15 protein-coding genes are annotated in these 18,431 nt (G+C 62.6%); 10 read left to right on the forward strand and 5 right to left on the reverse strand.

The window, feature by feature from the left end; genetic code table 11:
* Positions 1 to 39 precede the first annotated feature (39 nt).
* Positions 40 to 684, forward strand: coding sequence for a TetR family transcriptional regulator (locus tag AC0C6X_RS04780; protein ID WP_173515120.1), 645 nt, complete (start codon positions 40 to 42; stop codon positions 682 to 684).
* Positions 685 to 741: 57 nt separating this feature from the next.
* On the opposite strand, the gene purU is transcribed toward AC0C6X_RS04780, so the two are convergent.
* Complete coding sequence (purU, locus tag AC0C6X_RS04785) at positions 742 to 1,596, reverse strand: formyltetrahydrofolate deformylase (RefSeq protein ID WP_472952074.1); 855 nt, start codon at positions 1,594 to 1,596, stop codon at positions 742 to 744.
* Here purU and AC0C6X_RS04790 point away from each other — a divergent pair.
* Positions 1,577 to 1,795 (forward strand): hypothetical protein, encoded by a 219-nt coding sequence (locus tag AC0C6X_RS04790; protein ID WP_472952075.1) that lies wholly within the window; start codon positions 1,577 to 1,579, stop codon positions 1,793 to 1,795. The genes purU and AC0C6X_RS04790 overlap by 20 nt on opposite strands.
* A gap of 38 nt (positions 1,796 to 1,833) precedes the next feature.
* Here the strand turns inward: AC0C6X_RS04790 and polA are convergent, their stop codons facing one another.
* Positions 1,834 to 4,839 (reverse strand): DNA polymerase I, encoded by a 3,006-nt coding sequence (gene polA, locus AC0C6X_RS04795; protein WP_173515118.1) that lies wholly within the window; start codon positions 4,837 to 4,839, stop codon positions 1,834 to 1,836.
* Positions 4,840 to 5,007: 168 nt separating this feature from the next.
* On the opposite strand from polA, the gene AC0C6X_RS04800 reads away from it, so the two are divergent.
* The 4 genes from AC0C6X_RS04800 (at position 5,008) to AC0C6X_RS04815 (ending at position 9,304) form a co-directional block, all read left to right on the forward strand.
* A complete protein-coding gene (locus tag AC0C6X_RS04800; protein WP_472952076.1) occupies positions 5,008 to 5,316 on the forward strand; it encodes a hypothetical protein in 309 nt (102 codons plus the stop codon).
* Between the two features lie 380 nt (positions 5,317 to 5,696).
* Complete coding sequence (locus AC0C6X_RS04805; RefSeq protein ID WP_173515116.1) at positions 5,697 to 6,140, forward strand: MarR family winged helix-turn-helix transcriptional regulator; 444 nt, start codon at positions 5,697 to 5,699, stop codon at positions 6,138 to 6,140.
* Between the two features lie 333 nt (positions 6,141 to 6,473).
* Complete coding sequence (locus AC0C6X_RS04810) at positions 6,474 to 7,865, forward strand: M20/M25/M40 family metallo-hydrolase (protein ID WP_173515115.1); 1,392 nt, start codon at positions 6,474 to 6,476, stop codon at positions 7,863 to 7,865.
* A gap of 479 nt (positions 7,866 to 8,344) precedes the next feature.
* Entirely contained in the window at positions 8,345 to 9,304 is a 960-nt protein-coding gene (locus AC0C6X_RS04815) for a lysylphosphatidylglycerol synthase transmembrane domain-containing protein (protein WP_173515114.1), read from the forward strand.
* 24 nt (positions 9,305 to 9,328) lie between these two features.
* Here the strand turns inward: AC0C6X_RS04815 and AC0C6X_RS04820 are convergent, their stop codons facing one another.
* Positions 9,329 to 9,817: a hypothetical protein gene (locus AC0C6X_RS04820; protein WP_173515113.1), complete on the reverse strand. Its 489-nt coding sequence runs from the start codon at positions 9,815 to 9,817 to the stop codon at positions 9,329 to 9,331.
* A 573-nt stretch (positions 9,818 to 10,390) separates the two neighbouring features.
* Between AC0C6X_RS04820 and AC0C6X_RS04825 the strand changes: the two genes are divergently transcribed.
* From AC0C6X_RS04825 to dnaJ, 4 genes are all read left to right on the forward strand, one after another.
* Entirely contained in the window at positions 10,391 to 10,741 is a 351-nt protein-coding gene (locus tag AC0C6X_RS04825; RefSeq protein ID WP_173515112.1) for a hypothetical protein, read from the forward strand.
* 260 nt (positions 10,742 to 11,001) lie between these two features.
* Complete coding sequence (locus tag AC0C6X_RS04830; protein WP_472952077.1) at positions 11,002 to 13,263, forward strand: transglycosylase domain-containing protein; 2,262 nt, start codon at positions 11,002 to 11,004, stop codon at positions 13,261 to 13,263.
* A gap of 242 nt (positions 13,264 to 13,505) precedes the next feature.
* Positions 13,506 to 15,428, forward strand: coding sequence for a molecular chaperone DnaK (gene dnaK, locus AC0C6X_RS04835; protein ID WP_173515110.1), 1,923 nt, complete (start codon positions 13,506 to 13,508; stop codon positions 15,426 to 15,428).
* Positions 15,429 to 15,682: 254 nt separating this feature from the next.
* The gene (gene dnaJ / locus AC0C6X_RS04840; protein ID WP_173515109.1) at positions 15,683 to 16,813 is read left to right on the forward strand and encodes a molecular chaperone DnaJ; all 1,131 of its coding nucleotides are present in this window, start codon (positions 15,683 to 15,685) and stop codon (positions 16,811 to 16,813) included.
* A 65-nt stretch (positions 16,814 to 16,878) separates the two neighbouring features.
* On the opposite strand, the gene AC0C6X_RS04845 is transcribed toward dnaJ, so the two are convergent.
* Both AC0C6X_RS04845 and AC0C6X_RS04850 read right to left on the reverse strand, forming a co-directional pair.
* A complete protein-coding gene (locus AC0C6X_RS04845) occupies positions 16,879 to 17,766 on the reverse strand; it encodes a DUF2182 domain-containing protein (RefSeq protein ID WP_472952079.1) in 888 nt (295 codons plus the stop codon).
* A 5-nt stretch (positions 17,767 to 17,771) separates the two neighbouring features.
* On the reverse strand, positions 17,772 to 18,407 hold the full coding sequence (locus AC0C6X_RS04850) for a DUF1326 domain-containing protein (RefSeq protein WP_472952081.1): 636 nt from the start codon (positions 18,405 to 18,407) through the stop codon (positions 17,772 to 17,774).
* Between the last annotated feature and the right edge of the window lie 24 nt (positions 18,408 to 18,431).

Below are 18,431 nucleotides of genomic sequence, written 5' to 3' on the forward strand. Positions count from 1 at the left end.
CACATCACTGTCGGCGGGCCGCCTGACGAGGAGGAATGAATGCGCCGAACAAAAGCCGACGCAGAAGTAACCCGGCAGAAGATCCTCTGCGCCGCCGAGCGGGTCTTCTACGAAAAGGGCGTCTCGAACACGACGCTCGAAGAAATCGCCAGGGCTGCGGGCGTGACGCGCGGTGCCATCTACTGGCACTTCGCCAACAAGACGGACCTGTTCCTCGCGCTGCACGATGCCGTGCCCCTGCCGCAGGAAGACATGATCGCCCGCGAAATCGAAGCGGAGGCGGCCGATACTCTTTCCATCCTCGAAGGCGCCATGGGCGACTGGCTGGATGCTCTCGCCGCCGACGAACAGCGCCAGCGCATTCTCACGATCATGCTGCGCACCAATTACGACGGCGATCTGGGCGAGGTGCTCGCCCGGCAAAAGGAACTCGACGACCGCCACAACATCCTGCTGGAACTCGCTTTCTCCCGTGCCCTCGCCAAGGGGCAGATGCACGAGACCTGGACGCCGGCCTCGGCGACCAGAACGCTGCACTGGATGATGCTCGGGCTCTGTACCGAGTGGCTGCTCTTCGGCCGCCGCTTCGATCTGATCGCCGAGGGACGCGAAGGCTTGAGCCGGCTCTTTGCCAGCTTCCGCGCGCCGGCCGTCACGGCGACCGCGGTTGCCGCACGCCCATAACGGCCCCGAGCCGGCGCCCGTTCGGGCACCGGCCATATCGGCACCAAACGATGCTGTTTAGCTGAACACCACGGTCTTGTGACCGTTGAGCATGACGCGCCGTTCCAGGTGCAGCTTGACGGCACGCGCGAGCACGCGGCTTTCGATGTCGCGGCCGGTGGCGACGAAGTCCTCCGCCGTCAGCGCATGGCTGACACGCTCGGTTTCCTGCTCGATGATCGGCCCTTCGTCGAGGTCGGGCGTGACATAATGCGCCGTCGCACCGATCAACTTCACCCCACGCTCATGCGCCTGATGATAAGGCCTGGCGCCCTTGAAGCTCGGCAGGAAGGAATGGTGGATGTTGATCGCCTTGCCGTAGAGTCGCTTCGACAGATTGTCCGAGAAGACCTGCATGTAGCGGGCGAGGATGACGAGATCGGCGCCAGTCTCCTGGACGAGGCGCAAGAGTCTCTCCTCCTGCTCGGCCTTGTTGTCCTTCGATACCGGCCAACAGTGATAAGGCAAACCTTCGGCTTCCGCCGTGCGTCGGCTGTCCTCGTGGTTGGAGACGATGGCGACGACTTCCGCGTTCAGCCAGCCGACACGGATCTGGTAGAGCAGGTGCAGGAGCGCATGGTCGAACCTGGAGACGAGCACGAGGATCTTCGGCTTCACCGTGGCGTCCGCCAGGACCGTCCGCATCTGGAAACGCTCGACGGCCGGGGCCAACGCCCGCTCGACATCGGTTGCCTGAACGCTCGCCGCAACCTGAAAGGCGATGCGCATGAAGAAGCTGTTGGTCTTGACGTCCCAGAACTGGTTGCTCTCGGCGATATTGGCGCCGAGGCCGGTGAGCTCGGTGGTGACGGCCGCGACAATGCCGGGTTTGTCGTCGCAGGACAGGACAAGAATGAAGGTCTTCGGCGCCATGATCTCCTCCGATTGCAGCCGTTTCGGATGGGGCTTCAAGCCCCTTCCCAACCGCTGCTATGAGGAGTTGAACGCGCCGGCAATCGTTCCGGCTGCGACGGCCGGCGCTTTCTATCATCCTGATAGAAAGGCGCCCGAAAGCATCAAAAGCCCTCGGGCACTGCAAGAATCATCGCAGGCGATTTTTGATGCTTCCTGAGAGAATTCCCTCAGAAAACCCGGCACTGGGCCGACGGATTAGTGCGCCTCGTCCCAGTTGGTCGCGGCCCGTGCGTCGACCTTGAGCGGCACCTTCATGTCGAGCGCCGGCATGGCGGCGTTTTCCATTACCGAGACGACGATCGGAATGGTCCTTTCGACCTCGGCGTCCTCGACCTCGAAGATCAGTTCGTCGTGCACCTGCAGCAGCATGCGGGCCGAGAGCTTCGCCTCGGCCAATGCCGGCTCCATCTTCACCATCGCGCGGCGGATGATGTCGGCGGCCGAGCCCTGGATCGGCGCGTTGATCGCGGCGCGTTCGTTGAAGGCGCGATGCGACGGGATCGACGAGCGGATGTCCGGATAATGCGCGCGGCGGCCGAAGATGGTCTCGACGTATCCGTGTTCGCGGGCAAAGGCCTTGGTGCCTTCCATGTAGTCGCGAATGCCGGGGAATCGCTCGAAATAGCGCTTGATGTAATCGCTCGCCTCTGAGCGTTCGATCGACAGCTGGTTGGCGAGGCCGAAGGCCGAGATGCCGTAGATGATGCCGAAGTTGATCGCCTTGGCGCGCCGGCGGATCTCACCCGGCATGCCCTCGACCGGAACGCCGAACATTTCCGATGCCGTCATCGCATGGATGTCGACACCGTCGGCGAAGGCCTGGCGGAGCTGCGGAATGTCGGCGACATGGGCGAGCACGCGCAGTTCGATCTGGCTGTAGTCGGCGGAGACGAGCTTGTGACCTGGCGTTGCGATGAAGGCGGTGCGGATCTTGCGGCCTTCGGCGGTGCGCACCGGAATGTTCTGTAGGTTCGGGTCTGAGGAGGACAGCCGTCCCGTCGTCGTCGCGGCAAGCGCATAGGACGTGTGCACGCGCTTCGTCTCCGGATGGACAAAGCCCGGCAGCGCGTCGGTATAGGTGGATTTGAGCTTGGTCAGCTGCCGCCAGTCGACGATCTTGCGCGGCAATTCATGCCCTTCGGCGGCCAGGTCTTCCAGCACCTGGGCCGAGGTCGACCATTGCCCGGTCTTGGTCTTCGACCCGCCGGCAAAGCCCATCTTGCCGAACAGGATATCGCCCAACTGCTTCGGCGAACCGATGGTGAAGGTTTCGCCGGCGAGCTTGTAGATCTCGTCCTCCAGCGCTGCCGCCCCTTGCGCCAGTTCGCCCGAAAGCCGTGACAGGATCTGGCGATCGATGGTGATGCCGCGGTCCTCCATGCGTGCGAGCACCGCAACCAGAGGTCGCTCCAGACGCTCATAGACGCGCGTCAGCCCCTTGGCGGCCAGCCGCGCCTTCAGGACGTGCCAGAGCCTCAGCGTGACGTCCGCATCCTCGGCCGCGTAGGCCGTTGCCTTGTCGATATCGACGAAGTCGAAGGTCAGCGACGACTTACCGGTACCGGTAATGTCCTTGTAGGCGATCGGCTTGTGGTTCAGCCAGCGCTCGGAGAGCGAGTCCATGCCATGGGTGCCGTTGCCGGCATCGGCGACATAGGACATCAGCATCGTGTCGTCGAAGCTCTCGACGGTGATGCCGTGCCGCTTCATCACCAGGTAATCGTATTTGAGGTTCTGCGCGACCTTGAGCACCGACGGGTCTTCGAGCAGGCGCTTCAAGCGGCTCAGCGCTTCCCCAACCGGGATCTGGTTTTCGGCAAGCCCGCCGCCCAGGAGATCACCGATACCGGTCTTGTGGATCAACGGCACATAGGCCGCCCGGATGGCGGTGCCCGTCGGGTCCGCCCGATGGTCGGCGATCGCCAGCGAGAAGCCAACAAGATCGGCCTGCATGGCATCAAGCGAGTTCGTTTCCGTGTCGAAACCGACGACGCCCGCTTCCTGCGCGGCTGATATCCACTGGTCGAGAACCGCGATATCGCGAATCGTCACATAGGCGCTGTGGTCAAACGGCGCCTTGGCAAAGATTTCCGCGCGCGCCGCGGCCAGCGCCTGGGGTGTGGCATCGGTCGCGGCCGGTTCGCCGGCGCGTGACAGCACAGCGGCCGCTTCGGCCGCCTCGCCCCGCACTGCTGCCTTGGCGGCGGACTCCTCGCTGACGGCCACCGCTTCGCCCTTGTCAAGGTCGGGTCCCCGCGCCTCAGCACCCCATTCGACCGGCACGTTGGCAGCTTCGACGGCGTCTGCGTCCGTGCCCGTCGCCGCGGCGACGCGGCGCGTCAGCGTGTTGAATTCCATCGCCTTGAGGAAGGCGATCAACTTCGGCCCGTTTTGCGGCTCCAGGCTCAGCTCTTCCAGCGGAACATCGAGCGGCGTATCTGTCTTGAGCACCACGAGCTGGCGCGACAGGCGCGCGAGATCGGCATTGGCGATGATGTTTTCGCGGCGCTTGGCCTGCTTGATTTCGCCGGCGCGGGCAAGCAGCGTATCGAGGTCGCCGAATTCTTCCAGCAGCTGCGCCGCCGTCTTTGGACCGATCCCGGGAATGCCGGGGACGTTGTCGGTGGAATCACCGGTCATCGCCTGGAGATCGATCATCTTCTCCGGGGGCACGCCCCACTTTTCGATGACCTCGGGGATCGAGATCTGCTTGTCCTTCATGCTGTCGTACATCGACACTTTCGGGGTGACGAGCTGCATCAGATCCTTGTCGGACGAGATGATGGTAACATCGGCACCGGCTTGCTCGGCGAGCCTCGCATAGGTAGCGATCAGATCGTCCGCCTCATAACCTTCCTTCTCGATACAGGGCAGGTTGAAGGCACGGGTCGCATGGCGGATCAGGCCGAACTGCGGAATGAGATCTTCCGGTGGCGCAGTCCGATTCGCCTTGTACTGATCGTAAAGCGCGTTGCGGAACGTCTTCGAGGAATAGTCGAAGATGACGGCGAAATGGGTCGGCGTAACGCCGACCGACGTGTCGCGCGCATCGGTGAGCAGCTTCCACAACATGTTGCAGAAACCCGATACCGCATTGACCGGCAGGCCGTCGGATTTGCGATTGAGCGGCGGGATGGCGTGGAACGCCCGGAAGATGAATCCGGAGCCGTCGACGAGGAAGAGATGATCACCGTTTTTCATGGGCAAATGGATAGCGCGGGGTGAGGCAAAGGTCCATTGCGGTTTTCCCACCGAACACTACAATCTCCACTTGTCAAAGAGGAGGCCAGCCACGCCGCATGACGTGCGTTACACCCTGCAACAGTATCTTCTTCTTTCAAGCTTTGCCGGCTTTTGCTTCCTCATTTCGTGGCTCCTGTCGGCCGATCCGACGTTCCTGATCGTCATCAAGACGGCTTTCGCGCCGATGTACCTGCTCGCGATGACGGGCTCGATACCCATTTCAGGCGAGGGGACGGTTCATCCTGGCCAACTTGGCAGAAGGTGGAGTATGCCGTGGCGCGCGCCGCGCTCTTCGGTGCCTTCATTGTCGTCATGTCCATTACGCCGGATCAAACGGCGGGCGAAATGGCAAAAACGGCGATGACGGTTGCGATGGCGATCGGCCTTGTGGAACTCATTTTCGCCTTGCGAAACCGGGCTTCGACAGATCGCTGAGGGGCGTGCGAGCTTTCACGGAAACGTTACGTATTTGTAATGTCCGATTCGTGCCGCCTATCCTTGAAAAGCCACATTTGACTCCTCAAATCTTACCCAACGGCACCGAGTGATGCCGTCTTCTGGTGATTGGCCTGTCCCCCGCCCGCACCAGATGAGGACAAAGGCCTTATCCCCCTCTCCGGGCCTTTGTCCCGTTTTCAGGAAACCGTCACGGCGCCGCCTCCGCGCCGTGACGGTTTTTTGTTTTCCGGCCACGGCCTGCGATCAAGTCCGCTCAATTCAAGGCTTAAATCGAGCTCGCTTGAAGGAGACACGCAGAAGGGTTCATCGCCTGCATTGTAACTTGTCTTCATGGCGCTTCGGGCGTACCGATAGGCATGGCCTTCAATCGGATGGAATCTGCGACCTATCTGGCCAGCCTGCTGGCGAAGAGCTTTTCGCGCGCCCTGCACGAGCGCGGCCAGAAGCTCGGGTTCGCGCCGGGACAGTTTCCCATTCTGCTGGAGCTTTGGGCCGAAGAGGGCCTGACGCAGAAGCAACTGCTTGATCGCCTCGACATCGAACAGGCGACGATGGCCAACACGCTCTCCCGCATGGAGCGCGACGGGCTCATCATCCGCCGCAAGCATCCGCAGGACAAGCGCTCGCAGCAGATCTTCCTGACCGAGCGGGCGAAGGAGATGGAGGCGGCAGCCAAGGAAGCAGCCCTTGCCGCCGACCAGTCGCTGCTCTCCGGCCTCAGAAACTTCGAGCGCGAGTTGATGCTCGAATATATGCGCATGGCGCTTGCCAACGTGGCGCGCGGCGACGGCCGCGCCTGACGCCTCGCACCGTCCCTGATCGATCCATCAAAATATTTGGCTTAAAGAGAATGGCCTTAGGCTCTAAACCAGAGCGCGCGCGCCCGGTGACTTTGCGCGCCTGAAGGCGCAGCGTCGAATGCCCGCCGGTCTGCCGCTCTACAGCGCCGCGCGTCTTATCAGACGCGCAAAGGTCGCTGTAGAATTTTGATTTGCTGCATGTCTTCGTCCTTAAATCGAGGTCGATTTAAGGAGATCATGCAGGAGAATGTGGCTCGCGTGATTTCGTGCGCAAATCGATTCCGATTTGGCGATTCATGCAGTAGGTTCCGGCCAAACGAAGCAAGGATATGCATGATGGCAGATATCACCCCCGTTCTCGAACGCGCAGACGCCAACCTGCCGAAAAGCCTCGACCGGCTTTTCGATCTCGTTCGGATCAAGTCGATCTCGACCGACCCGGCCTTCAAGGCGGAATGCCGCAGGGCAGCCGAATGGCTGGTGGCGGAACTCAACAATCTTGGCTTCACCGCCTCGGTGCGCGACACCCCCGGCCACCCGATGGTCGTTGCCCATCACGATGGCGCCAGGCCGGATGCGCCGCACGTGCTGTTCTATGGTCACTACGACGTCCAGCCGGTCGACCCGCTCAATCTCTGGGACACGGATCCTTTCGAGCCGGGCATCAAGGAAATCGAACCCGGCCGCAAGGTCATCACCGGCCGCGGCACGGCTGACGACAAGGGCCAGCTCTTGACCTTCGTCGAAGCCGTGCGCGCCTATAAGCAGGTGCATGGCGGCCTGCCCTGCCGCGTCACCATTCTGTTCGAGGGCGAAGAGGAATCCGGCTCGCCGTCGTTGAAGCCCTTCCTCGAAGCCAATGCCGCCGAACTCAAGGCCGACTATGCGCTCGTCTGCGACACCAGCATGTGGGACCGCGAGACGCCGGCCATTTCGGCTGGCCTGCGCGGCCTCGTCGGCGAAGAGGTCATCATCAAGGCGGCCGACCGCGACCTGCATTCCGGTTACTTCGGCGGTGCCGCCGCCAACCCGATCCGCATCCTCACGTCCATTCTCGCCGGCCTTCACGACGAAAACAGCCGTGTGACACTCCCCGGCTTCTATGAAGGCGTCGAAGAAACCCCGGCTGAGATCAAGGCTGCCTGGGAAACACTCGGCCAGACGGCGGAGAAATTCCTCGGCGAAATCGGCCTCTCGATCCCGTCGGGCGAGAAGAACCGCTCGGTGCTGGAACTGACCTGGGCGCGCCCGACGGCGGAAGTCAACGGCATCACCGGCGGCTATACCGGCGAAGGCTTCAAGACGGTGATTGCGGCAGAGGCTTCGGCGAAGGTTTCCTTCCGCCTCGTCGGCAACCAGAACCCGGAGAAGATCCGCGAGGCGTTCCGCGGCTATGTCCGCTCCAAGGTTCCGGCCGATTGCTCGGTCGAGTTCCACGCCCATGGCGGTTCGCCGGCCATCCACCTGCCTTACGAATCGCCGCTGCTCAACACGGCAAAGGTGGCTCTTTCCGACGAATGGCCGAAGCCGGCCGTCATCATCGGCATGGGTGGCTCGATCCCGATCGTCGGCGACTTCCAGAAGATGCTCGGCATGGAATCGCTGCTGGTCGGCTTCGGCCTTTCCGACGACCGCATCCATTCGCCGAACGAGAAGTACGAGCTGCAGTCCTACCACAAGGGCATTCGTTCCTGGATCCGCATCCTGGACGCGCTGGCAGCCTGAGACGGTCAGGGCGGGATCGCAAAATGCGCGGGATTTTCGCCTGCATCCCGCTCAACCCTCTTGATCCAAGCCGCGGCGGAACGCCCCGTCGCGGCCTCGTCAATGGGGTGCATAGCCGTGATGACGCAGCCCCCACGAGCAATCCGCCTGCCGACACGTACGCGTTGCTGTTCGATCGCCGTCCCGCCCGCGTTTTACCGTTTCCCCTTCACCGTTTCCGGGCGGTTTCTCCGTTTTCGGCAGACCCTCAATCCTTGACCTCAGGGGTCTCAGGTGCTTCCTTTTTGTGAAACAAATCACAAAAGGGAAATCGGATCGTTGGCAAGGGTAAGGACCGAAGCGTCGCGCTGCGGGCGTGACGCTATGACAAGACGGCTCATAGGACGGAATGTCTCCGCTTGGAGAACCACTCCGGCAGCCGCAACAGAAGTGTCCTCAGAGCGCCTTACCCACGTCCTCACACCAATCGCGGCAGCGGTATGAAGAGGCTGCAGACCTATTTCTGGCCCGTTGTCGGCCTTCTCGCGATCCTTTTTTCGGTGAATGCGCTTTATCACGAACTCCGTGGCCTTTCGCTCGATGAGTTCATCGCGAGCTTCAACGCCATTTCATTCAAGAGCTGGCTGTTGGCGATCGGCTCGACGCTGGTCGCCTATGCGGCGCTTGCGGCCTACGACCGACTGGCGCTCGACCATCTCGGTCACCGCATTTCGATCTGGTTCATCACGCTCTGCTCGTTCACGACCTACGCGCTTTCACACAATCTCGGTGCATCGGTCTTTTCCGGCGCCGTCGTGCGCTACCGGGCCTATCGCTCCAAGGGGCTTTCTCCGGGTGAAGTCGGCGTACTCGTCGCCTTCTGTTCCTTCACCTTCACGCTCGGCACGCTGGTGCTTTCCGCCATCGTCCTGCTGATACGGCCCGACATCATCGAACGCTTCGCTGAATTCCTGCCGGTGGAAATGTCGCTGACGACCGGCGTGCTCATTCTCGTCGTCATCGGGCTCTATGTCATCGGCAGCCTCGTCGGGCTTCCGTCGTTCCGGACGCGCTGGTTCCAGCTTCACTACCCAAAGCCGAAGATCGTCGTCCGGCAATTGGTGATCGGGCCCGTGGAACTGATCGGCGCTGCCGGGATCATCTATTTCGCGCTGCCGGAAACCGGAAACCCGGGCTATATCGTCATCCTCGGCATCTTCCTCGCCTCGTTCTCGGCCGCACTGCTCTCGCATGCGCCGGGCGGGATCGGCGTGCTCGAACTGATCTTCATCGCCGCGCTGCCGGAGATGGATCCGGCCGACGTTCTCGCCGCCCTTGCGATTTTCCGCCTGCTCTACCTGGTCATCCCCTTCGTCCTTGCGTTGGTAGTGATCCTCGTCTTCGAGCGGGCGCGCTTCGTGGCACAACGCTCTCCCCCTGGAGGGACCGACCTTCCCTAGCGGGGACGGACGCCTTTCCGTGCTTCAGGGCGCATTGCAGACGGCCGGAAGCGCCTGCTCGAGCGGCCCCTTCACTTCCTCAAGCCGCGCCGCCTCGATCTGGTAGGGCGTGAAGGGCGGCACCTGCAGCGAGGGGTTGATGATGCGCGTCACGTAGCAGCCGGCGAAGAACCGGACCCGCGCGCGCTTCTCGATGGATTTCACCGCAACCGGGACCGCGGAATAGATGCTGCCGGCACCGGCTTCCGTCTTCACCTTGCCGATCTTTACCTCGACGGACACCGTGCGATCATAGCCGCGGGTGAAGGACTTGAAGCCGCCGACGGGCTTCGATTCGCCGAAATAGCCGTAGGCGCGGGCATATTCCTTGCGGTTGATGGCGTTATAGAGAGAGCGGACGAGGGTTGCCCCATCGGAGCGATCGTCGACATAGGCGACGCCTTCTTGCGCCAGGGTCTCGCCGTTCAACGCTGCGAATGCGACGAGCGCGAGGACGGTGGATCGAAGCTTCATGGCAACCCTCCTTTGTCGTGCGATAGCCAAGCACAACAATAAGGCGAAGCCATAGCAGGATTCACCGCCTGCCGGTTTCCTCAAATCGTCTCCACGCCGTCCCGCGAGAACCCGCCGCGGCGCCAACGGCGCACCACAGGTGCGACATGCAGGGAAACACGACTGCATTCGAGACATGAAAAGAGCCCCGTGTGGGAGGAGGTACACGGGGCTCTCGAACTTGATCGGCGACTGGGAGGAGGAGTGTCACCGATCCGCATCGGGCGCCGCGGGAGGAGGTGCAGCGCTTCGATAAGTCATATAATAATTATGCATTGCAGCAAAATCAAGTCATTATTTTTGCATTGCACAAAATCGTGAAAGCGAGCGCGCTTGGCGCGCTCTTGAGCTCTTCACCCGCGCCCGAGTCGCGGATTCCCTCGCTAAAGACCGATGCTCGAAAGCCAAGCTTGGCGCGGTAACCGGATGGAAACTACAACCTTTGATGGCTTTTTACTTTCCCTCAGCTTTTCAGATATACGACCACCAATAAGCTAAATGTATATTTTACTCTCATTAATTGCAGGATTTCAGATGAAATTGTTGCTCCAGATCCCCACCGCAATCATCGTCGTCCTGATCCTCGCGACCTGGGTTGCCAGCCTGCGCCTCGTGGTACTGCCCCCTGGCTCCCTCAAACTGAGGGCGATGACGGCGCTCGTTTATCAGGGGCACGGCTACCGCCTGGTCGACAGCCCACGTGCCATGTGCGGCCGGCAGGCCTATCCCGCGAAGGATTGCGAGGAAGTGGCGACGAACCATCTGGGCAAACGGGTCCTGCTTCGGCTTCCCTACAGCCAATGGCTCTACGACTTTACCGCGCCCGCTGCTGCGGGATCGAGCGTGGCGGTCGAAGATACGCCGCTGCGTACTTCGATCCAGTAACCGCGACCATATTTGGCTCGTCAACACAATGGGCGCGCGTCACTACTGCGACCCGGCCCACCGACTGAACGCAAGTTGTTGAAGACCATGCGTATTTTACGATCCGCTTCTTAACTCCCCCTTAAATTGCCGTATTTAAAGTTCACCCGGTCGCCGTGGCGGATGGGCGCAGAGTGCCGGTACCGCCGTCGAGATCGAAGTCGCCGTCGCGGTTGAGCCAAGCGCCCCCCGCGGACGGCAGAGGGACAAATCCAAACGGCATGGCAACAAACGGCAGGTCAGGACAGCGGATCGAGCCATCGTTCGGCGGAGACGAGGACGACGATGACGATTTTCGCGTCGAGGCCAGCGATCGCGTGACCAGCAGCCGCAAGGCGCCCCGCGGCAAATCTTCGGGCAGCAGCAAAAAGAGCAACGGCAAGAAGAAGGCAGCCGGCAAGCGCGGCAGCGCACGGCGCTCCTCCGGCGGCGGCTTCATCGGCCTTGTCCGCACGCTCTTCTACTGGTGCATCGTGCTCGGCATCTGGGGCGCCATGGGCGTCGGCGGCCTCGTGCTCTACTACGGCGCGCGCATGCCGAGTGCAGACAGTTGGTCGATCCCCGAACGGCCACCGAACGTCAAGATCCTTGCGGTCAGCGGCGACGTCATCGCCAACCGCGGCACCACCGGCGGCGAAGCGCTGTCGCTCGAAAACATGTCGCCCTATATCCCTCAGGCCGTCATCGCCATCGAGGACCGTCGCTTCTATTCGCATTTCGGCATCGATCCGCTGGGTCTCGCCCGCGCCATGCTGACGAACCTGACCACCGGCCGCATGGTGCAGGGCGGCTCGACGCTGACGCAACAGCTTGCCAAGAACCTGTTCCTTTCGCCGGAGCGCACGCTCGAGCGCAAGGTACAGGAGGTGCTGCTCGCCTTCTGGCTCGAGCAGAAATACTCCAAGGACCAGATCCTGGCGATGTACCTCAACCGGGTGTTCTTCGGCTCCAACGCCTATGGCGTCGAAGCGGCTTCGCGGCGCTACTTCAACAAGTCGGCGCGCGACGTGAACCTCGGCGAGGCCGCATTGCTGGCCGGCCTGCTCAAGGCCCCTTCTCGCTTGTCGCCGGCCCGCGACCCGCAGGCGGCGGAAGAGCGCGCCCAGGTCGTTCTCGGCGCCATGCGTGAGGAAGGCTACGTCACCGACAGCGAGATCAAGACGGCGATGTCGCAGACGCCGACCAAGGCGAAGAGCTACTGGTCGGGCGCCGAACACTATGTCGCCGACATGGTGATGGACCAGCTTCCCGGCATGATCGGCGAGATCAAGGAAGATCTCGTCATCGACACGACGATCGACCTCGACCTCGAAAAGAAGGCCGAGGAGGTGATTGGCGCCACGCTTGATGCCGACGGCAAGAAGCTCGACGCTTCGCAGGCGGCGCTGGTCTCGATCGACGGCACCGGCGCCATCCGGGCGCTCGTCGGCGGCAAGGACTATGCCGAGAGCCAGTTCGACCGCGCCTCCAGGGCGAAGCGGCAGCCGGGCTCGGCCTTCAAGCCCTTCGTCTATGCCGCCGCGATGGAAATCGGCCGCACGCCGATGTCGATCCGCAACGACGGTCCGGTCCGCATCGGCAACTGGACGCCTGAGAACTACGACCAGAAATATCGCGGCGAGGTGACGCTCGCCGATGCGCTCGCCAACTCGCTGAACACCATCGCCGCGCAATTGGTGATGGAGGTCGGGCCGCAGAACGTCGTCAAGGTCGCCCATCGCCTCGGCATCGATTCCGAGATGCAGGCCAATGCCTCGATCGCGCTCGGCACATCCGAAGTCAGCCTCGTCGAACTGACCTCGGCCTACGCCCCGTTCATGAATGGCGGCTTCAAGGCAACGCCGCATGTCATCCGCCGCATCTCCAAAGCGGACGGCACGGTGCTTTACGAGAATACCTACGACAACCCGCCGCGCGTGCTCGACCCGGCAATCGTCAGCGAAATGAACCAGATGATGGTGCGGGTGCTGACCAAGGGCACCGGCAAGAAGGCGCAGCTCAAGGGCTGGGAGGCGGCCGGCAAGACCGGCACGACGCAATCCTTCCGCGACGCGCTGTTCGTCGGCTACACCTCGAACCTGACCACCGGCATCTGGTTCGGCAACGATGACGGCAAGTCGATGAAGAAGGTCACCGGCGGCGGCCTGCCGGCCAAGGCCTGGCACGATTTCATGATGGCGGCCCACGAGGGCCTCTCGCCCTCACCGCTCTTCGGCACAACCGGCGTGCAGCCGGTCTTCGACGAGGGCGCGGGTGCACCGGCCGGCGACTTGCTCTCGGGCGATCCGGAAGCATTCCCGCAAGCACCCGTTGGGGTCGATGGCGCCGTCGCGGTCGGCCAGCGTCCCGTGGACCAGGGCGGCGAATGGGGCGGCCAGAACGCGGACGAGGGCAATGGCGGTCTCGTACCACCGGCCGATGTCGGCCAGACGACGGGTGCCACGCGCCGCACGACCCTCTTCGACATTTTGACCGGCGGTTGAGCCGGCGTGCGACTGGCGCCTTGCTCGCCGGCGGCGGATGGCCCATTTCCAGCTAGGCAAATCCCGCACTTGCATTTGCCCTCAAACGCCCCGCAGAATGCCTTGCAGTCCGAAACGCCGGTCCTTATATACGCCGCATCGGCGCAGTCTCGGCTGCGAAGAAATCCTGAGACCATCCCGTTAGGGGCTGTCTTACGAATGCCTGACCGGGTTCCGACAGTCCGCTGCAAGGAGAGAACGACATGGCTAAAGTTATTGGTATTGACCTGGGAACGACCAACTCCTGCGTCGCCGTCATGGACGGAAAAGATGCGAAGGTGATCGAAAACGCCGAGGGTGCGCGCACGACCCCCTCGATGGTGGCATTCAGCGATGACGGCGAACGTCTCGTCGGCCAGCCGGCCAAGCGCCAGGCCGTCACCAATCCGGAAAACACGCTTTTTGCGATCAAGCGCCTGATCGGCCGGACCTTCCAGGACCCGACCACGCAAAAAGACAAGGGCATGGTTCCTTACAAGATCATCAAGGCCGACAATGGCGATGCCTGGGTCGAAGCGCACGGCAAGGATTATTCGCCGTCGCAGATCTCCGCCATGATCCTCCAGAAGATGAAGGAAACGGCCGAATCCTATCTCGGTGAAAAGGTCGAAAAGGCCGTCATCACCGTTCCGGCCTACTTCAACGACGCCCAGCGCCAGGCAACCAAGGATGCCGGCAAGATCGCTGGCCTTGAAGTCCTGCGCATCATCAACGAGCCGACCGCGGCAGCGCTGGCCTATGGCCTCGACAAGAAGGACGGCAAGACCATCGCCGTTTACGACCTTGGCGGTGGTACTTTCGATATCTCGGTCCTGGAAATCGGCGACGGCGTCTTCGAAGTGAAGTCGACGAACGGCGACACCTTCCTCGGCGGTGAAGACTTCGACATGCGTCTCGTCGAGTATCTCGCCGGCGAGTTCAAGAAGGAACAGGGCATCGACCTGAAGAACGACAAGCTCGCCCTTCAGCGCCTGAAGGAAGCTGCCGAAAAGGCCAAGATCGAGCTGTCCTCGTCGCAGCAGACCGAAATCAACCTGCCGTTCATCACGGCTGACGCTTCCGGTCCGAAGCACCTGACGATGAAGCTGTCGCGCGCCAAGTTCGAAAGCCTCGTCGACGACCTGATCCAGCGCACCGTCGCGCCGTGCAAGGCAGCCCTCAAGGATGCCGGCGTTTCGGCTGCCGAGATCGACGAAGTCGTTCTCGTCGGCGGCATGAGCCGCATGCCGAAGGTTCAGGAAACCGTGAAGCAGTTGTTCGGCAAGGAGCCGCACAAGGGCGTGAACCCGGATGAAGTGGTCGCCATGGGCGCCGCCATCCAGGCCGGCGTTCTGCAGGGCGATGTCAAGGACGTCCTGCTGCTCGACGTCACCCCGCTGTCGCTCGGGATCGAAACCCTCGGTGGCGTCTTCACTCGCCTGATCGAGCGCAACACGACGATCCCGACCAAGAAGTCGCAGACCTTCTCGACCGCCGACGACAACCAGTCGGCCGTGACGATCCGCGTCTCCCAGGGTGAACGCGAAATGGCCGCCGACAACAAGCTGCTCGGCCAGTTCGACCTCGTCGGCATTCCGCCGGCACCGCGCGGCGTGCCGCAGATCGAAGTCACCTTCGACATCGACGCCAACGGCATCGTGCAGGTTTCGGCCAAGGACAAGGGTACCGGCAAGGAACACCAGATCCGCATCCAGGCATCCGGCGGTCTTTCCGACGCCGACATCGAGAAGATGGTCAAGGACGCCGAGGCCAATGCCGAGTCTGACAAGAAGCGCCGCGAAGCCGTCGAAGCCAAGAACCAGGCCGAAAGCCTGATCCACTCCAGCGAGAAGTCGCTGAAGGACTACGGCGACAAGGTTTCGGAAACCGACCGCAAGGCGATTTCCGACGCGATTGCGGCGCTGAAGACCGCCGTCGAAGCCTCCGAGCCGGACGCGGAAGACATCAAGGCCAAGACCAACACGCTCATGGAGGTTTCCATGAAGCTCGGCCAAGCGATCTACGAAGCGCAGCAGGCTGAAGCGGCGCACACGGATGCCGCAGCAGACGCTGCGCGCGACGGCGACGTCGTCGATGCCGACTACGAAGAAGTCAACGACGAGGACGACCGCAAGCGTTCGGCCTAAGTCGCCTTCAGACAGACGAAAAGCCCGGGTTCGCCCGGGTTTTTTGTTGCCCGCGCAGCTCTGGTGCAACTGACAAACATGGCGACAGCTGCCGCGACCCGCTGCAAACGTTACTTTTCCGACAAAAAACCGCGTCTACCGCCGTTCGGGCTATGGTATCGCGCTTCAAGGTTTACTAAATCGGTGGCAAGGTAAACGGGCAGCCGCCGAGCCCTCGCGCTGGCACGCCTTGTCAATGGGACAATCTTCGACGAATGAAACGTGATCTGTACGAAACGCTTGGGGTTGCCAAGAACGCCGATGAGAAGGAGCTGAAGAGCGCCTTCCGCAAGCTCGCGATGAAGTATCACCCGGACAAGAACCCCGGCGACGCGGCATCGGAAAAGACCTTCAAGGAAATCAACGAAGCCTATGAGACGCTCAAGGACCCGCAGAAGCGGGCGGCGTACGACCGTTACGGTCACGCGGCCTTCGAGCAGGGCGGCATGGGCAACGGCTTCGCCGGCGGCGGTGCCGGCGGCTTCTCCGACATCTTCGAGGACATCTTCGGCGAGATGATGGGCGGCGGACGTCAGCGGCGCTCATCGGGCGGCCGCGAGCGCGGCGCGGACCTGCGCTACAACATGGAGATCTCGCTCGAGGAAGCCTTTAGCGGCAAGACCGCACAAATCCGCGTCCCGACTTCGATCACCTGCGACGTCTGCAGCGGCTCCGGCGCAAAGCCCGGCACGAGCCCGAAGACCTGCGGCACCTGTCACGGTTCCGGCCGTGTGCGCGCCGCGCAGGGCTTCTTCTCGATCGAGCGCACCTGCCCCACCTGCGGCGGACGCGGCCAGACGATCACCGATCCCTGCGGCAAGTGCCATGGCCAGGGCCGTGTCACCGAAGAGCGCACGCTCTCGGTCAACATTCCGGCCGGCATCGAGGATGGAACGCGCATCCGTCTCTCCGGCGAGGGCGAGGCGGGGCTTCGCGGCGGACCGGCGGGCGACCTCTACATCTTCCTCTCGGTCAGGCCGCACGAATTCTACCAGCGTGACGGCGCCGATCTCTATTGCAGCGTGCCGATCTCGATGACGACGGCAGCCCTTGGCGGCAAGTTCGACGTGACCACGCTCGACGGTACCAAGTCGCGCGTCACGGTTCCGGAGGGCACCCAGGCCGGCAAGCAGTTCCGCCTCAAGGGCAAGGGCATGCCGGTGCTGCGCTCGGCCCAGTCCGGCGACCTCTACATCCAGATCCAGATCGAGACGCCGCAGAAGCTGACCAAGCGCCAGCGCGAACTGCTGCAGGAATTCGAGCAGATCTCGTCCAAGGACAACAATCCGGAATCGACCGGCTTCTTCGCCCGGATGAAGGATTTCTTCGATACGCTGAGCGAGTAAGGCACGCCCCAAGCGTGCCCAAAGCGATCTTGCGCGCCGGATGCGGCGTGCGGCGCTGGGCGCTTTTACGTCATGGCCGCAAGCTGCCACAGCCCGGCCATGACGAGCGCCACCCCGGCGACACGGGACAAGAGCCGGCCGCCGGGCACGACCTTTTCGGCGAGCACGAAAATGGCGATCGCCGCGATCCACAATACATTCATCACCCCGCCGACGAACAGAAGCGCCATCAGCGCCCAGCAGCAGCCGACGCAATAGAGGCCGTGCTGCAGTCCGAGGCCGAAGGCAGCGCCTGCCTCGCGGCGAAAACCGCCGTGGCTCTGGATGAAAAGCAGCGGCGCCCGGCATTGCCGGAGGCACCGCTCCTTGAGCGGCGTCCACTGGAACAGGCCGACGGCAATCAGGACAACGCCGCTCATCGCCTGGCTGGCGCTCGAAAGCATCGGGGTGAGCAGCAGTGCATGGTCCAGGAGCCATTGCCCGAGAACGGCAAGCAGTGCGAACAGGGTCCAGGCCAGCAGATAGCCGCCAGCGAAGTAGCCGGTCGCGGCGAAGGGCTTTCCCTGCTGGGCCGCCTGGCGGCCGACGCGGGCATAAAGCAGGATCATCGGCGTTGCCGATGGCACCATCATGCCCACCATCATCAGGGCCCACATGACAAAGGCGTAGGCGAAGGTCGCCGTGGTCCAGGGACCGGCGGCCACAGTCGCCAAGGACGTCACCGAGCCCTCTTGCGCCTCCGTGGGCGTATTCGTCGGCATGTCCATGGGCATATCCATGTCCATGCCAGAACCCATGTCCATGCTGCCGGAAGACGCTGGTGCGGTGGCCGTGTCCATGGCCGACGCCAGCCACAGGATGTAGAGCCAACTCACTGCCGTCAACGTGACCAGTGCCACCACGACGATGGCACGATCGCGTCTAAGCAGAGTTTCGAGCGTCGTATCCCTCATGGGCGTCAGTGGATCACGCCGCTTTCAGTCAGGTGCGTTCTGGCGAAATGGGCGTGCGAGTCGGCAAGCGCCAAAGTCAGCGGCCCCTTCGTGTCGGCCCACCCGCGTCCGACCTCGCAGAGATCATATTCAAAACCCTGCGGGAGATTGATGCGAGCCTGATGGGCGACGCCGGTGACCGGGTTGAGGATCGGCTCGCCGCGCGCGGTGATCCAGCCGGGCACATTCAGCCGTGCCGTGCGCCCGCTCACATCGACGTCGAAGTCGATCTCGGCATAGACCGGATCGTACACCGTCTCGAAGGTGGTCGCGAAGACCTGGAAGAAGGTGGCGCCCGGCTCGGTATCCTCGCCGCTCATGATGCGCAGCAGCGCATTGCGCTGCGGCTCCGTGGCGCGGATGTCGATGATCGGCACCACCTGCCCGCGCCCCTCGTGGATCGCGCCGGGCCAGGCGGCGATCAGGCCACAGCGAAGCCCGTCGAGCCGCGTTTCGCCGTGATAGCCTTCCTGGATCTCGAAGGCGCCAATGGCGCTGCAATGGCCCTGCGTCGGTCGCGCATTGAACTGGCAGGGGCAGCCATAGGCGCAGTTGCAATGAATGAACTCGCGCCCCTTCATCATCCATCTGACACTCGTCATCGTCTCCTCCCGGGATCTGATCGG

The organism is Ensifer sp. VA4 (genome assembly GCF_055710065.1).

What these genes read in the sequence shown, in the direction of transcription:
- AC0C6X_RS04780 (WP_173515120.1), top strand. Translation starts at nt 40, where the DNA reads ATGCGCCGAACAAAAGCCGACGCAGAAGTAACCCGGCAGAAGATCCTC.
- AC0C6X_RS04790 (WP_472952075.1), top strand. Translation starts at nt 1,577, where the DNA reads ATGAAGGTCTTCGGCGCCATGATCTCCTCCGATTGCAGCCGTTTCGGA.
- purU (WP_472952074.1), bottom strand. Translation starts at nt 1,596, where the DNA reads ATGGCGCCGAAGACCTTCATTCTTGTCCTGTCCTGCGACGACAAACCC.
- polA (WP_173515118.1), bottom strand. Translation starts at nt 4,839, where the DNA reads ATGAAAAACGGTGATCATCTCTTCCTCGTCGACGGCTCCGGATTCATC.
- AC0C6X_RS04805 (WP_173515116.1), top strand. Translation starts at nt 5,697, where the DNA reads ATGGCCTTCAATCGGATGGAATCTGCGACCTATCTGGCCAGCCTGCTG.
- AC0C6X_RS04810 (WP_173515115.1), top strand. Translation starts at nt 6,474, where the DNA reads ATGATGGCAGATATCACCCCCGTTCTCGAACGCGCAGACGCCAACCTG.
- AC0C6X_RS04815 (WP_173515114.1), top strand. Translation starts at nt 8,345, where the DNA reads ATGAAGAGGCTGCAGACCTATTTCTGGCCCGTTGTCGGCCTTCTCGCG.
- AC0C6X_RS04820 (WP_173515113.1), bottom strand. Translation starts at nt 9,817, where the DNA reads ATGAAGCTTCGATCCACCGTCCTCGCGCTCGTCGCATTCGCAGCGTTG.
- AC0C6X_RS04825 (WP_173515112.1), top strand. Translation starts at nt 10,391, where the DNA reads ATGAAATTGTTGCTCCAGATCCCCACCGCAATCATCGTCGTCCTGATC.
- AC0C6X_RS04830 (WP_472952077.1), top strand. Translation starts at nt 11,002, where the DNA reads ATGGCAACAAACGGCAGGTCAGGACAGCGGATCGAGCCATCGTTCGGC.
- dnaK (WP_173515110.1), top strand. Translation starts at nt 13,506, where the DNA reads ATGGCTAAAGTTATTGGTATTGACCTGGGAACGACCAACTCCTGCGTC.
- dnaJ (WP_173515109.1), top strand. Translation starts at nt 15,683, where the DNA reads ATGAAACGTGATCTGTACGAAACGCTTGGGGTTGCCAAGAACGCCGAT.
- AC0C6X_RS04845 (WP_472952079.1), bottom strand. Translation starts at nt 17,766, where the DNA reads ATGAGGGATACGACGCTCGAAACTCTGCTTAGACGCGATCGTGCCATC.
- AC0C6X_RS04850 (WP_472952081.1), bottom strand. Translation starts at nt 18,407, where the DNA reads ATGACGAGTGTCAGATGGATGATGAAGGGGCGCGAGTTCATTCATTGC.